The organism is Lactococcus termiticola, assembly GCF_003116835.1.
GTDB classification, from domain to species: Bacteria; Bacillota; Bacilli; order Lactobacillales; family Streptococcaceae; genus Lactococcus; species Lactococcus termiticola.
This window is the reverse complement of sequence record NZ_BFFO01000005.1, coordinates 16,259-28,880: the sequence shown is the minus strand read 5'-3', so window position 1 is coordinate 28,880 and position 12,622 is coordinate 16,259. Positions and strand designations below refer to the sequence as shown.

Here is a 12,622-nt window from a genome sequence, read left to right as displayed (position 1 = left end):
AAGCTTGTTAAGCAACAGGCTTTCTTTTTTATCTGCTATAATAGAAGCATGAGAGTTGTCGCAGGAGAATACGGGGGCCGGCCCCTCAAAAGCTTAGCCGGAAAGACCACTAGACCCACGACCGACAAGGTCAAGGGCTCGATTTTTAATATGCTGGGTCAGTACTTTGAGGGCGGTCGTGTCCTCGACCTTTTTGCAGGCTCGGGTGGCCTCTCGATTGAGGCTGTCTCCAGAGGCTGTGACCAGGCGGTCTTGATTGAAAAAGACCGCTCAGCCCAGGCGGTCATCCAGGAAAATATTACCATGACCAAAGAATCCGGCAAGTTTGAGCTGATGAAGACCACGGCAGAACAGGCCATTCCAAGGCTGTCAGGCCAGTTTGACCTCCTCTTTCTGGACCCGCCCTATGCCAAAGAGCAGATTGTCGCCAATCTGGAAACTCTTCAGGCCAGGGATTTGCTGGCAGACCAAGCACTCGCCGTCTGTGAGACGGATAAGTCTGTCGAGCTTCCTGAGAGCATCGGCCAGCTCCAGCAAATCAAGCAAAAGACCTACGGCATCTCAAAAATTACGATTTACGAAAGGCAATAAGCATGAGCCAAAAAATAGGCCTATTCACAGGGACTTTCGACCCCATGACTCTGGGGCATTTAGATATTATCGAGCGGGCGAGCAAGCTCTTTGATCTCCTCTATGTCGGCATTTTTAACAATGACCAAAAATCGCCCTTATTTAAGACGGAAGAACGCCGGGCCATGTTGGAAGAGACCTTGGCTGATTTTGACAATGTCAAGGTCATCGTCCATGAGGCTGAGCTCACAGTCAAGGTAGCTGAAAAACTGGGCGTGACGGCCCTTGTCCGCTCTGTCCGAGATGCTAGTGACCTGGCTTATGAAGAAAATATGTTCTATTTTAATCTGGAAATGTCAGGCCTTGATACCCTGCTTTTGATGGCCCGGCCTGAGCTCAAAGCGCTGAATTCGACCCGGATGCGGGAGCTCTATCACTTTGACCAAGACCTGAGTGACTGGCTACCTGAGCCGGTCAAGCGGGCCTTGGAAGCTAAGCGAACGAGCGATGGAGACTAAAATGAAAAAGCATAAAATATTAAAACGGACCCTTTGGATTGTCCTGCCCATCCTGCTTGTGATTGGGCTGGTTTATCCCCTGCCTTATTATCTGGAAGTCCCTGGCACGACTGAATCGGTCGGCCGGATGGTCCAGATTGAGGGCAAAAAAGACGACCATAAAGGAAATTTCTTCCTGACGACCGTGAGCGTCTCCCAGGCCAACGCCCTCTCCTGGATTTACGCCCAGTTTAACCCTTTTGCCAGTGTTTATTCGGCCCAGGACCTGACTGGTGGCCTCAACAATCAGCAGTACAATCTGGTCAACCAGTTTTACATGCAGACGGCTCAAAATACGGCTGTCTACCAGGCCTTTAAGCAGGCCGGCAAGCCCTATGACATGAAGTACGGCGGGGTCTATGTCCTCGACATTGCCGACAATTCTAGCTTTAAGGGGAAACTCCAGATTGCCGACACCATCACAGCGGTCAATGGTAAGAGCTTTGAAAATTCTAAAGCCATGATTGACTCAGTCGCTGGCGAAAAGGTCGGAGACCCGGTCAAAATCGAAGTGACCCGGATTGATGGCTCCAAGCATGATTTCACAGGTAAATTTGTCAAATTATCTAATGGTAAGACCGGCATTGGCATCAGCCTGGTCGACCACACCGAGGTTGTCACTGACCCCAAGGTCACGATCAACGCTGGAGCTATCGGTGGCCCATCAGCCGGGATGATGTTTACGCTGGAGGTCTACAGCCAGATTACCGGCAAAGACCTGAGGGCAGGACGCGAGATTGCCGGCACCGGCACCATCAATGAAGACGGGAGCATCGGCCAAATCGGTGGGGTCGACAAAAAGGTCGTGACCGCTAGTAATGAGGGGGCAGAGCTCTTCCTCGTGCCCGACTCAGGTGATAAAAACCCTGATAATAACAACTATCTCGCCGCTAAAGCATCGGCCGAAAAAATTCACAGCAAGATGAAAATCGTCGCTGTCAAGACCATTCAGGGGGCGATTGAGAGCCTAGAAAAGGACTAGACCATGACCTCTACAAGAAAAATCAGCCTCAGGGCCTGGCAGATTATAACGCTTTTTGTCCTCTGGCTGGCCAGCATGTTTCTGCCAGCGACCGTCAAACAGCAGAAGCTCCAGCAGACCGTTGACATCCAGCAGGCCAAGGCAAATTATTTTTACTTTCTCATGCATGAGGCCTTCATTGAGGGCCTGGTCTTACTGGTCTTGATTGCGTTCGCCCTCATTCTCTATCTCATGAGAAAAAAGACCGTTACTTACTGGTCTTTTGCTGGACTGGTCTACTATGTCTACGCCTTTGTCATCCGCCAACTTCTGAATCTCTCCTGGGACGGTCGGGGCTTTAGTTTGGCCACTGGGGGCTGGCACTACTTTGGCTGGTCTTATCTGGCGATTTTATTGCTCGGCCTGCTCTTCATGCTGGCCCTGCATTTCTATTTGCTTGAAAACCGGCGGGCCAGCTTTGACATCCATCTGGACCTGGCTTCCGGCTACCTGCCTGACCAGTACGGGAAACATGCTCCGGAAAGTGCCAAATATAAGGGACAACCGGTCGTCTCCTTTCCCATCCGTCTGACCGGCCTTCCTAAGGATGCCAGCTTTGTCGCCCTCTCACTGGTCGACTACGATGCCGTTCCGGTCGCGGGCTTTCCGTGGATTCACTGGCTGGTCGCCAATATTCCAGTCGTCAACGGCCGGGTCGACCTCCCAGAAGATTACAGTCGCCTGGCCGAGGATATCGTCCAGGGCCAGAATTCCAACGCTTCATTTTTTGTCGGTGAAAAGGATAAGGCGATTAGCCAACGCTATGTCGGTCCGACGCCTCCTGACAAGGCCCATCGCTATCGCCTAGTCGTCACGGCCTTTCCTTATAAGATTGGCCTCAAGGAAGGCTTTCATTGGAATGAGCTCTTGCGGTCTGAGGAAGACTTGGGGATTGCCCGGGCGGAGATTGATTTTTGGGGGCGGAGTTAGCTTTTAGAAATGTAAAATAAAATTATTAAAAAAACTTCGCAATCTGTAGCGAAGTTTTTTTAATCCCTTAAAGCTGATCCCTCAACAAATCCTTAATCTCATCAATCCGAGGTTGACGTGGATTTGCAGGTGTACATTGGTCGTCGTAAACCAGGTCAGCCAGCTCGTCGATTTGCTTTTCGAGGGCTGCCTTCTTGACACCGTTTCCTGTCAATGTGGTGTCGATGTCGATAGAGTCGGTCAATTTCTTGATTTCCTTGATCAGGTTCTTGACAGAACTAGCGTCATCCTTACCGCCGAAGCCGAGGTAACGTGCGATTTCAGCGTAGTCAGCTTCAGCACGGTAAGTTTCATAACGTGGGTAAGGCGTACGTTTCACGTTTCCTGTCACGGCATTGAACTTGATGACATGTGGCATTGCAATGGCGATAGCCAAACCGTGAGGGAGGCCGAAGGCACCACCGGTCTTGTGGGCAATGGAGTGGTTGATACCGAGGAAGGCGTTGGCAAAGGCCATACCGGCAAGTGTTGCGGCATTGTGCATATTGGCACGGGCCTTCTTGCCTTCCTTAGTTGGATTGCTAGGATCGTAGTTATATGAATTCGTCAGATTTTCAAAGATCAGCTTGATGGCTTGCATTGAAATAGGTTTTGTGTAATCAGAAGCCATGACAGAAACATAAGATTCAAGCGCGTGACTGAGGGCGTCGATACCAGACCAGGCCACAGTGCGTTTTGGCACAGTCATAACAAAGCTAGGGTCAACAATCGCCACTTGAGGTGTCAACTGATAGTCAGCCAATGGGTATTTCACGTGTGTTTCATCGTCAGTGATTACGGCAAATGGTGTCACTTCAGAACCCGTACCAGAAGTAGTAGGGATAGCAACCATCTGCGTTTGATGTGGATGGTAGAATTTCACGATACGCTTACGGATATCTGTAAACTTCTGTGCAAATTCTTCAAAGAGTTCCTTGAGGGCTGCGTCGTCAGAAAGGTCAGCCTCTCCACGTGAAGCATATTCGTAAATCAAACGACCGATCTTACCGGCATCAAGTGGAGAACCACCACCGAGCAAGATGACTGTATCAGGTTTGAAGTGATCCATTTGACGGGCGATTTCAATGGCTTGTGAAAGCAATGGGTCAGGTTGTACATCTGAGTAGATGGTCGTCTGAACTTGTTTAGGACGAATTGCGAGTTGTTCGAGGACTTTGTCAACGAAACCGAATTGAACCATACCAGGGTCAGTGACGATGAAAGCACGGTGAACGTGTGGCAATTCTTGAAGATAAGTGATTGAGTTTTCTTCGTAGTAGATTTCTTTTGGCAAGCGAACCCATTGTGGGCGATTACGACGCTTAGCCACTGTTTTAATATTCAAAAGATCGTATGTGCTTAAGTTATGTGATAAGCTATTTTTCCCCCAAGAACCTGTTCCGAGTGTCAATGATGGACGCATTGCATCAGTGTAGATGTCACCGACACCACCGATTGAGTCAGGCTGGTTGACAAGGACACGAGCAGCTTCGACAGCGATACCGTATTCTTTAACAAATGGATCATCCATGGCACCGATTTGGATGGCGGCATTGTGTCCAGCACCTTGATAGTTCAAGAGACCGCGGACGATTTCAATCCCATCTTCACGGGATTCTGCCTTATAAATAGAGAGTAGTGGAGAGAGCTTTTCAGATGATAGAGCTTCGCCAATATTTTTCTTGTCGAGTTCAAAGAGGAGGACATCTTTGTCTTTAGGCACTTTAACGCCAGCTTGCTCAGCGATCCATTGACCAGAGCGACCAGCGACAGGACCTGTGACTCCGAAGCCTTCACCAGCACGTTCAACAAAGACGAAGTCTTCAATCTTCTTGTAGTCCTTTTTAGGAACCAGGTAGGCACCCTGCTCTTGAAGTTTCGCCATGAATTCGTCGTAGACTTCAGCAGCGACAACTGCTGAATTTTCCGTTGCACAGATCATGCCGTTGTCGAAACGCTTAGACAAGAGGAGGTCTTCAACGGCCCGTTCCACGTCAGCTGTAGCATCAACGAAGACGGCACCATTACCAGCACCAACACCAAGTGATGGATTCCCTGATGAAAGGGCGGCGTTGACCATGCCAGGCCCACCTGTCGCAAGGATGGTTGCGATGTCGTGATTCTTGATCAAGGCTGTGGTATTGTCAAGGCTTGGTTTTTCAACCCATTGAATGAAGTTTTCAGGGGCACCGGCTTTGAGGGCTGCTTCATAGACGATTTGAGCGGCGTGAGATGAAGATTTTTGCGCTTGTGGGTGGAAGGCAAAGACAATCGCGTTACGTGTTTTTGCAGTCAAGAGTGACTTGAAGATGGCTGTAGAAGTCGGGTTGGTGGTTGGGACAATCCCAGCCAATACACCGAGCGGTGCTGCGATTTCTACTGACCCTGCGACTTCATCTTCGCGGATGACACCGACGGTCTTATCGTTCTTGATAGAATTGTAGACTGACTCAGAAGCGAAGCGGTTCTTTGTGTCCTTGTCTTCGACCACGCCACGTCCTGTTTCATCGTGGGCTTCATGGGCGAGCTTCAAAGAGTTTTCGCTGGCTGCGAGCGCCATTGCTGCGACAATCTTGTCGACCTGTTCTTGTGTGTAGCCTTCAAATTCGAGGACAGCTTTTTTCGCTTTTTTAACGAGGCTGCCTGTGTATTCGACTGCTTTTTCGTAGTTAGCTGCTTTTTCAGCAGCAGTAAGTGCTTTTTTAGTTGCCATATTTTCTCCTTGTGAACTTTATCACAAGACAATTTTAGCAAAATGTGAAAGAGCTGTCAAGCATAAATGTGAATTTCTTCACTTAATTCTGAAAAAAATAGGGAAAGTCAGACTTTCCTCGAGATGCAGACGAAATCCGCTGCCTTCCAGAAATTTTTCAAAAAGCACTGTGAGGCCATCTCCTTGACTCTGCCACTGCCCTCTCCATGCTCGTTAAGCTGCTAAAAGGCGAGCCTAACGGTCTCGCCTTTTGCCTTATTTCACAGTGTTTTCGCAAAAATTCTTCCACTTATAATTTAGCCCTCAGTGACATCACAGCTGTCCCTTCAGGACTATAGAAATCCTTTTGTTTCAGCTCCAGCTGGCCGGTCGCCCGGTCCCGCTTAAATAGAGTAAGATTGTCAGAATCCTGATTGGCAACGATAATGTACTTGTCGTCCTCATTAAAGTTAAAATCACGAGGTGTCTTGCCCTCAGTCGCATACCAGTCTTCGAGCTGGAGCTTGGTGCCGAGCGGGCTGACACTGTAATGCACCAGTGAGTCGTGGCCCCGGTTTGAGACGTAGAGGTCTTTTCCGTCAGCAGAGAGACGGATGGCCGCCACGCCGTTAAAGCCAGTATGGCTCTTTGGCAGGGTTGAAATCCGTTGGAGGAGGCTGAAGGCCCCCTTTTCTTCATTGTAGGAAAGGACTTCGACTGTCGAATTCAGCTCGCAGGCGAGATAAGCGACCTTCTTATTGGGGTGGAAGGCCAAATGCCGAGCTCCAGCCCCTTTTTCTGCACTGTAAATTGAAACCAGATTGAGCTTGCCTTCGTCAAGGACGTCATAGACTGTGACCTCGTCCGTCCCCAAGTCACAGGTGACGAGCCGGCCGTCTGGCGTGACATCAGAATAGTGGACATGGGCAGATTTCTGCTCTGGCTTGGGACCAAAACCTTCGTGGCGGACCAGGTCAGTCAGCTTGAGACTGCCGTCGACCCGCTTTTGATAGACCCGGATTTCGCCCAGGTGGTAGTTGGAACCGTAGACCAGCGAGCGTTTAGGGTCGACCGCCACATAAGCCAGGGGATTGCCGGGGCTGGTCACGTGTCCCAGTGGCTTGACTTCAGCCTCGCCGATCTGAAAGGCGGCAATTCCGCCACCTTCGCCATCAATGGCAGGGCAATAAATCCGGTCTTTTTCATCTCTGGCCAGATAAGTCGGATTTTGCACGCCGACAAAGAGCTTGTGCTCAGAGAGCTCCCCTTTGACCGTATCTAAAATCACGCTGTAGATGCCTTCTGACACACGTCTCGTGTATCCTCCGATAAGTAGTTGTTCTCTCATGGCTTCTCCCTTTTTTTATTTTACATTTTATTAATCTTTGTATCATTATTTTATCATAGAAAAGCCTTTGACAGAAACAATTTCTCTCCAATATTTAAGAAGGATTGGAGGCATTGGCCAGCAAAAATATGCTATAATGCTTTTATGAATAAAATCTTGGAAGTGAAAGACATCCATTTTCAATATGATAAGGAAGGCGACGTCAAACAGCTGGACGGGGTCTATTTTGCGCTGGAAAAAGGCGAATGGGTCTCTATCATCGGCAAGAACGGCTCTGGAAAGTCAACGACGGCCCGGATGATTGACGGCCTCCTTGAAGCCAGCTCGGGTAGCATCCTGATTGATGGCCAAGAGCTCACTGTCGACAATGTCTGGGAGCTTCGCAAGAAAATCGGCATGGTCTTCCAAAATCCAGACAATCAATTTGTCGGGGCGACCGTCGAAGACGACGTGGCTTTTGGTATGGAAAATCAAGGCGTCCCAAGAGAAGAGATGATGGAGCGGGTTGACGATGCCCTCAAGCAGGTCAACATGCTGGACTTTAAGAAGAAGGAGCCGGCCAGACTCTCAGGCGGCCAAAAACAGCGGGTGGCCATCGCCGGTATCATCGCCCTCAGGCCTGAAATCATTATCCTCGATGAGGCGACCTCCATGCTTGATCCGACGGGCCGTTCTGAAATCATGGCGGTCATCCACGAGATCAAGGACAAGTACAAGCTGACCGTCCTCTCAATCACGCATGACCTGGAAGAGGCGGCGAGCTCTGACCGGGTCCTGGTCATGAGTCAGGGTAAAATCATGCGGGATGCAAGGCCTGAAGCCCTCTTTGCTTCAGGCGACGACATGATTGAGATGGGGCTGGACGTGCCTTTTAGCTCAAACCTCATGCAGGATTTGGACATGACAGAAGAAGGCTATCTGACAGAAGAGGCTCTGATTGAAAAGCTACTAGGGAAATTAAAATGACAGAAATTATAAAGATTCGCTACGGCCTCTTGCGGGCCTTCATTTATACCGTATTACTGATTATCATTGCCTTTAATGTACCGACGATTGTGGGGCTGATTTTGTTGCTCCTTGCCATCGTCTACTTTATTGTCAGCCTGGTTCATTCAAGGAAGGTCCTGCTTGCGATTCAGCCGGAAGGCCTTGTTGTCTGGCCAGATGACCGCAAGTCCTTTGGACCGATTGCCTGGTCTGATGTGACTGATATTCAGCTGGTTAAGAGAGTAGAAAATCCACTGGATATGAAGAGCTATCTCTGCGTAGATGTCAAAGACAGAGAGCAATATCTCAAAGAGGAATCGGCAGCTGACATGCTGATGGCGGTCAATTCCCTCCAGGCCAAGCATGCCATGGGGAGCGAGCAGACCGTGATTCTGCTTGATATCTCAAACGCCAGTCAAAACAAGAAGGAAATCCTCAGGCTCTGCCGGGAAGAATGGAAAAAGAAGCAATGATTGAATTCCAAGCGGTCAATTATTCCTATCAGCTCAAGACCCCCTTTGAAAGTCGGGCTCTTTTTGACATTGACTTGAAGGTGGCATCAGGCTCTTATACGGCCATCATTGGCCATACGGGCTCAGGCAAGTCGACCATTCTCCAACAGCTCAACGGCCTCTTGCAACCGACCAGCGGTCGGGTCCTCGTTGACGACATTGCCATCGAGCATGACAGCAAGCAAAAGGACATCAAGCCAGTCCGCAAAAAGGTGGGCGTGGTCTTTCAGTTTCCAGAAAGCCAGCTCTTTGAAGAGACGGTCCTGAAGGACGTGGCCTTTGGTCCGCAAAACTTTGGCGTGAGCCTGGAGCGGGCGACCGAGCTGGCTAAGGAAAAACTTAGTCTGGTCGGCCTGCCAGAAGAGCTCTGGACCCGCTCGCCCTTTGAGCTTTCAGGGGGGCAAATGCGGCGGGTGGCCATTGCTGGGATTCTTGCCATGGAGCCTGAAGTTCTGGTGCTTGATGAGCCGACGGCGGGACTTGACCCCAAGGCCAGGATTGAGATGATGCAGCTTTTTAAGGACATTCACTCTAAAGCTGGACAGACCGTTGTGCTCGTGACTCACAACATGGACGATGTTGCTGATTTTGCAGACTTTGTCTACCTCTTAGAAAAAGGCCGGATTATCGCTAGTGGCAAGCCCATCGAGGTCTTTCAGGATGTGGAGTTCTTAAACAGCCACGAGCTGGGCGTGCCCAAGGCGACGGCCTTTGCCCATAAGCTAAGGCAGGCTGGTATTGCCTTTGAACAGCTTCCTATCACGAGGGCTGGCCTAGTCACCGCCCTCAAAGAAAGGGGGGCTTAGGTATGCAAAATATGATTATGGGCCGCTATATTCCGGGGGATTCGATCATCCACCGGATGGACCCGAGGAGCAAGCTCCTGGTCATGCTGGCCTTTGTGGCTGTGATTTTCCTGGCCAGCGACTGGCTGGGTTATGGGCTCTTGATTATCTATACCTTTCTTGGGGTTGCTCTGACAGGGATTTCGCTTGGCTACTTTCTCAAGGGTCTCCGGCCGATGATTGGGATTATCCTCTTTACAGTCATCTTTCAGATGCTCTTTACGACGGGCTCTCACGTGATTTTCCATTTTGGGATTATCAATATTTCGACGGAGAGCATGGTCAACTCGGTCTTTATCTTTTTCCGTTTTGTTCTGATTATCTTTGTCTCGACGATTTTGACCCTGACGACACCACCGCTGAGCCTGGCTGATGGTATTGAGACCGGCCTTTCGCCCCTGAAAAAGCTGAAAGTACCGGTCCATGAGCTTGGCCTCATGCTTTCAATTGCCCTGCGGTTTATCCCGACCCTGATGGATGACACGACCATGATTATGAATGCCCAAAAGGCTAGAGGAATGGACTTTGGCGAGGGTAATCTGATTCAGAAAATCCGCTCTGTGATTCCTATCTTGATTCCCCTCTTTGTCAGCTCTTTTAGGCGGGCAGATGATTTGGCCATTGCCATGGAAAGCCGGGGCTATCAAGGTGGTGAAGGGCGAACGAAATATCGCCAGCTGAAATGGCGAAAACAGGACAGCCTCCTGCTATTAAGCATGGTCTTGCTTGCCGTCCTACTGATTTTATGGAGAACAATAAAATGATTACAATCAATGTTGAAAGCCTAGAAAACGCAGAGATTTTCTGGAAGGAACTGGGCTTAGAGGAAAAGGTGGCCCTGAGCGAGAGCTATGATTTTAAGCCTCAGACCCTGGCCATTGACGTCGAATATATCGATGACATCTATGAAAAGGTCGAAGAGCTCGGCCTGGAGCTCTCAGAAATCTCGCCTGCAACAGACGGCAAGCATCTCTTCAGCTTCAAGACGCCGGAGGACAACAGAGTCATTATCGTTGGCGATTGGGTGACCGAGCCCTATAGCCATGATAAGCGAACGGCCTTTTTTGAGAATATTAAGCAGGTCAGCCTGCTTCAGGCTGAGGATATTGAGGAACTTGACGAAGAGGCCGTGATTCTCTTTGGACGGGTGACCTGCCCTTGGACCCGCTATTTCTCTCAGCAGCTCGCCGAGATTTCCAGCAAGATTTACTATGTCGACACGGAGAATACAGACTTGAGTCCAGCCCTCCAGGAGGCCCGTCGGAAGTATGATGCTCCGACCGTGCCGACGGTGATTAGACGACAGGCGGATGGTGCTTTTGTGAAGATGGACCGGTCGAAGTTGACATTGAAGGAGTTTCTGGAAGACTAATGAGTGCTCCTGGAAGCTTAGTTTAGACCTGATTAAATTTGTTGATAATCTCATGAAAAAGCTGGGCTGAAAGGCTTGACAGCACTAGAGAATTTGATACAATGAAATTATAAAAGCGGTGGGGAACTGGTTCTTCCCCACCGCCATAGGTCTACTAGACTACTGAATAACGACTAACGCTGATTTCTGTCGGCGTTTTTCTTTATGCTATAAGCGCTGGTCAGCTGAACAGCAAGCCTGCCTAAGGCAGAAAGAACAATCGAAATTGCCAGGGCAAAAACGATGGTCATTACCGCACTCCTTTGTCGTAGTATTATACATCACGATCTCCTTTCGTCTACTAGGAAAATGCAAAAGGGCTCGCTTAGTACTCATACAACGACCTATGACCTGCTTCAAAGTAGCGGACTATCCACAAGTCAAGCTGATTATAACATGAAATAAGCCTCTCATTTAACTAAAAATAGAGGTCTTTTCTCATCAGTAGCCCTGGGCTGCGTGGGTCCCAGCTACCTGGCCGGTCACAAAGGCTGCGGTAATGTTGTAACCGCCCGTATAGCCATTGATATCAAGCAACTCACCGGTCATATAGAGGCCGGGCATGAGCTTGCTTTCGAGGGTCTTGGGATTGATTTCCTTGAGGCTGACTCCGCCACCGGTCACGAAGGACTTTTCGATGGGGAAAGTGCTGTCGATCAGGATGGGCAGCATTTTGAAGAGTTGGGCCAGGCTGTCTGACTGCTTTTCGGTCAGGGTTTTGGCCATCATATCAGGGCTTAAGTCGGCCCGTTCTAGGTAAAAGTCGAGGAGGCGTTCCTGGGTCAGGCTGGCCAAAGCGTTCTTCAAGCTCTTTTTAGAGTCTCGGGTCAGCTGGATGATGTGCTCTTTGAGCTGGTCGAGCGATTGCTCTGGAAACAAGTCAAGGCTAAGCTTGACAGGCTTCTCACCCTTTGCCAGTAACTGATTTACAAAGCTAGAGCAACGAAGTGCTGAAGGGCCAGAGAGGCCAAAATGGGTAAAGAGGAGGTCGTGGACATGGCTGGTCACGGCTTTGCCTTTGCTGTTGAGCACAGAGAGGCGGACCTCCTTGAGGCTGATGCCCTGGAGGGTCTTCTTCATGATAAAGTCTTCTGAAGATTTTAGGGCAGATTCGGTCGCGTAGAGCTCGGTAATCCTGTGGCCTGCTGAGCGAGCGAAGCGGTAGCCATCGCCTGATGAGCCGGTAGAAGCATAGGTCATGCCACCGGTCGAGAGGATGACGGCTGGGGCTTCAAAGCGCTCGGTCTCCGTCTCAAGGCCCTTGATTTGGCCTTCTGCTATCAGGAGTTTTTTTACGGTCTGGCCAGCAAAGTGGGAGACGTGTAGGCTTAGGAGTTTATTATAGAGGGCGGCAACGATAGTGGCGGATTTATCCGTCACAGGAAAAAGCCGGCCGTGGTCCTCTTCTTTGAGCTTGACATCATTGGCCTCAAAAAAGGCCCGGATGTCTTGATTGTCAAACTGGGCAAAGGCAGAGTAGAGGAAGCGACCGTTGCCAGGGATATGGGCGATGATCTCGTCGACGGGGGCGGCGTTGGTCACATTGCAGCGGCCGCCGCCTGTCATCAAGAGCTTCTTGCCGACCTTCTTGTTTTTGTCAATCAGGGCCACCTTAGCCCCGTTTTCCGCCGCAGCGATGGCGGCCATCATGCCAGATGGGCCTGCGCCTACGACAATCACGTCAAAAGTTTTCATGATTTGATTATAACA

At 49.9% G+C, this 12,622-nt stretch carries 12 protein-coding genes; 9 read left to right on the top strand and 3 right to left on the bottom strand.

Annotated features, from left to right (window positions below; translation table 11 throughout):
- The first annotated feature begins 48 nt into the window (after positions 1-48).
- Genes rsmD through NtB2_RS08730 form a run of 4 tightly spaced genes read left to right on the top strand, consistent with a single transcriptional unit; the run spans position 49 to position 3,078 of the window.
- Positions 49-591, top strand: coding sequence for a 16S rRNA (guanine(966)-N(2))-methyltransferase RsmD (gene rsmD, locus NtB2_RS04605; protein WP_109245777.1), 543 nt, complete (start codon positions 49-51; stop codon positions 589-591).
- Positions 592-593: 2 nt separating this feature from the next.
- Positions 594-1,088: a pantetheine-phosphate adenylyltransferase gene (coaD, locus tag NtB2_RS04600; protein WP_109245776.1), complete on the top strand. Its 495-nt coding sequence runs from the start codon at positions 594-596 to the stop codon at positions 1,086-1,088.
- Position 1,089: 1 nt separating this feature from the next.
- Complete coding sequence (locus NtB2_RS04595; RefSeq protein WP_109245775.1) at positions 1,090-2,109, top strand: SepM family pheromone-processing serine protease; 1,020 nt, start codon at positions 1,090-1,092, stop codon at positions 2,107-2,109.
- Positions 2,110-2,112: 3 nt separating this feature from the next.
- Positions 2,113-3,078: a YbhB/YbcL family Raf kinase inhibitor-like protein gene (locus tag NtB2_RS08730; RefSeq protein ID WP_225867048.1), complete on the top strand. Its 966-nt coding sequence runs from the start codon at positions 2,113-2,115 to the stop codon at positions 3,076-3,078.
- Positions 3,079-3,145: 67 nt separating this feature from the next.
- Here the strand turns inward: NtB2_RS08730 and adhE are convergent, their stop codons facing one another.
- The gene (gene adhE / locus NtB2_RS04585) at positions 3,146-5,830 is read right to left on the bottom strand and encodes a bifunctional acetaldehyde-CoA/alcohol dehydrogenase (protein WP_109245774.1); all 2,685 of its coding nucleotides are present in this window, start codon (positions 5,828-5,830) and stop codon (positions 3,146-3,148) included.
- Positions 5,831-6,119: 289 nt separating this feature from the next.
- Positions 6,120-7,157, bottom strand: coding sequence for a lactonase family protein (locus tag NtB2_RS04580; protein ID WP_109245773.1), 1,038 nt, complete (start codon positions 7,155-7,157; stop codon positions 6,120-6,122).
- Between the two features lie 144 nt (positions 7,158-7,301).
- Here NtB2_RS04580 and NtB2_RS04575 point away from each other — a divergent pair, with 144 nt between their 5' ends.
- From NtB2_RS04575 to NtB2_RS04555, 5 genes are read left to right on the top strand one after another with little or no spacing between them, the layout of a single operon-like run.
- Positions 7,302-8,123: an energy-coupling factor ABC transporter ATP-binding protein gene (locus NtB2_RS04575; RefSeq protein ID WP_109245772.1), complete on the top strand. Its 822-nt coding sequence runs from the start codon at positions 7,302-7,304 to the stop codon at positions 8,121-8,123.
- Positions 8,120-8,617, top strand: coding sequence for an STM3941 family protein (locus tag NtB2_RS04570; RefSeq protein ID WP_109245771.1), 498 nt, complete (start codon positions 8,120-8,122; stop codon positions 8,615-8,617). Before NtB2_RS04575 ends, NtB2_RS04570 begins: the two co-directional genes overlap by 4 nt.
- Positions 8,614-9,462 carry an energy-coupling factor ABC transporter ATP-binding protein gene (locus NtB2_RS04565; RefSeq protein WP_109245897.1) on the top strand — a complete coding sequence of 283 codons (849 nt, stop codon included), beginning with the start codon at positions 8,614-8,616 and terminating at the stop codon, positions 9,460-9,462. The genes NtB2_RS04570 and NtB2_RS04565 overlap by 4 nt, the downstream gene beginning before the upstream one ends.
- A gap of 2 nt (positions 9,463-9,464) precedes the next feature.
- Positions 9,465-10,265, top strand: coding sequence for an energy-coupling factor transporter transmembrane component T family protein (locus NtB2_RS04560; protein ID WP_109245770.1), 801 nt, complete (start codon positions 9,465-9,467; stop codon positions 10,263-10,265).
- A complete protein-coding gene (locus tag NtB2_RS04555) occupies positions 10,262-10,873 on the top strand; it encodes a thiol-disulfide isomerase (protein ID WP_109245769.1) in 612 nt (203 codons plus the stop codon). The genes NtB2_RS04560 and NtB2_RS04555 overlap by 4 nt, the downstream gene beginning before the upstream one ends.
- 480 nt (positions 10,874-11,353) lie before the next feature.
- On the opposite strand, the gene NtB2_RS04550 is transcribed toward NtB2_RS04555, so the two are convergent.
- Positions 11,354-12,607, bottom strand: a complete 1,254-nt coding sequence (locus tag NtB2_RS04550; RefSeq protein ID WP_109245768.1) for a BaiN/RdsA family NAD(P)/FAD-dependent oxidoreductase — start codon at positions 12,605-12,607, stop codon at positions 11,354-11,356.
- Between the last annotated feature and the right edge of the window lie 15 nt (positions 12,608-12,622).

What these genes read in the sequence shown, in the direction of transcription:
- rsmD (WP_109245777.1), top strand. Translation starts at nt 49, where the DNA reads ATGAGAGTTGTCGCAGGAGAATACGGGGGCCGGCCCCTCAAAAGCTTA.
- coaD (WP_109245776.1), top strand. Translation starts at nt 594, where the DNA reads ATGAGCCAAAAAATAGGCCTATTCACAGGGACTTTCGACCCCATGACT.
- NtB2_RS04595 (WP_109245775.1), top strand. Translation starts at nt 1,090, where the DNA reads ATGAAAAAGCATAAAATATTAAAACGGACCCTTTGGATTGTCCTGCCC.
- NtB2_RS08730 (WP_225867048.1), top strand. Translation starts at nt 2,113, where the DNA reads ATGACCTCTACAAGAAAAATCAGCCTCAGGGCCTGGCAGATTATAACG.
- adhE (WP_109245774.1), bottom strand. Translation starts at nt 5,830, where the DNA reads ATGGCAACTAAAAAAGCACTTACTGCTGCTGAAAAAGCAGCTAACTAC.
- NtB2_RS04580 (WP_109245773.1), bottom strand. Translation starts at nt 7,157, where the DNA reads ATGAGAGAACAACTACTTATCGGAGGATACACGAGACGTGTGTCAGAA.
- NtB2_RS04575 (WP_109245772.1), top strand. Translation starts at nt 7,302, where the DNA reads ATGAATAAAATCTTGGAAGTGAAAGACATCCATTTTCAATATGATAAG.
- NtB2_RS04570 (WP_109245771.1), top strand. Translation starts at nt 8,120, where the DNA reads ATGACAGAAATTATAAAGATTCGCTACGGCCTCTTGCGGGCCTTCATT.
- NtB2_RS04565 (WP_109245897.1), top strand. Translation starts at nt 8,614, where the DNA reads ATGATTGAATTCCAAGCGGTCAATTATTCCTATCAGCTCAAGACCCCC.
- NtB2_RS04560 (WP_109245770.1), top strand. Translation starts at nt 9,465, where the DNA reads ATGCAAAATATGATTATGGGCCGCTATATTCCGGGGGATTCGATCATC.
- NtB2_RS04555 (WP_109245769.1), top strand. Translation starts at nt 10,262, where the DNA reads ATGATTACAATCAATGTTGAAAGCCTAGAAAACGCAGAGATTTTCTGG.
- NtB2_RS04550 (WP_109245768.1), bottom strand. Translation starts at nt 12,607, where the DNA reads ATGAAAACTTTTGACGTGATTGTCGTAGGCGCAGGCCCATCTGGCATG.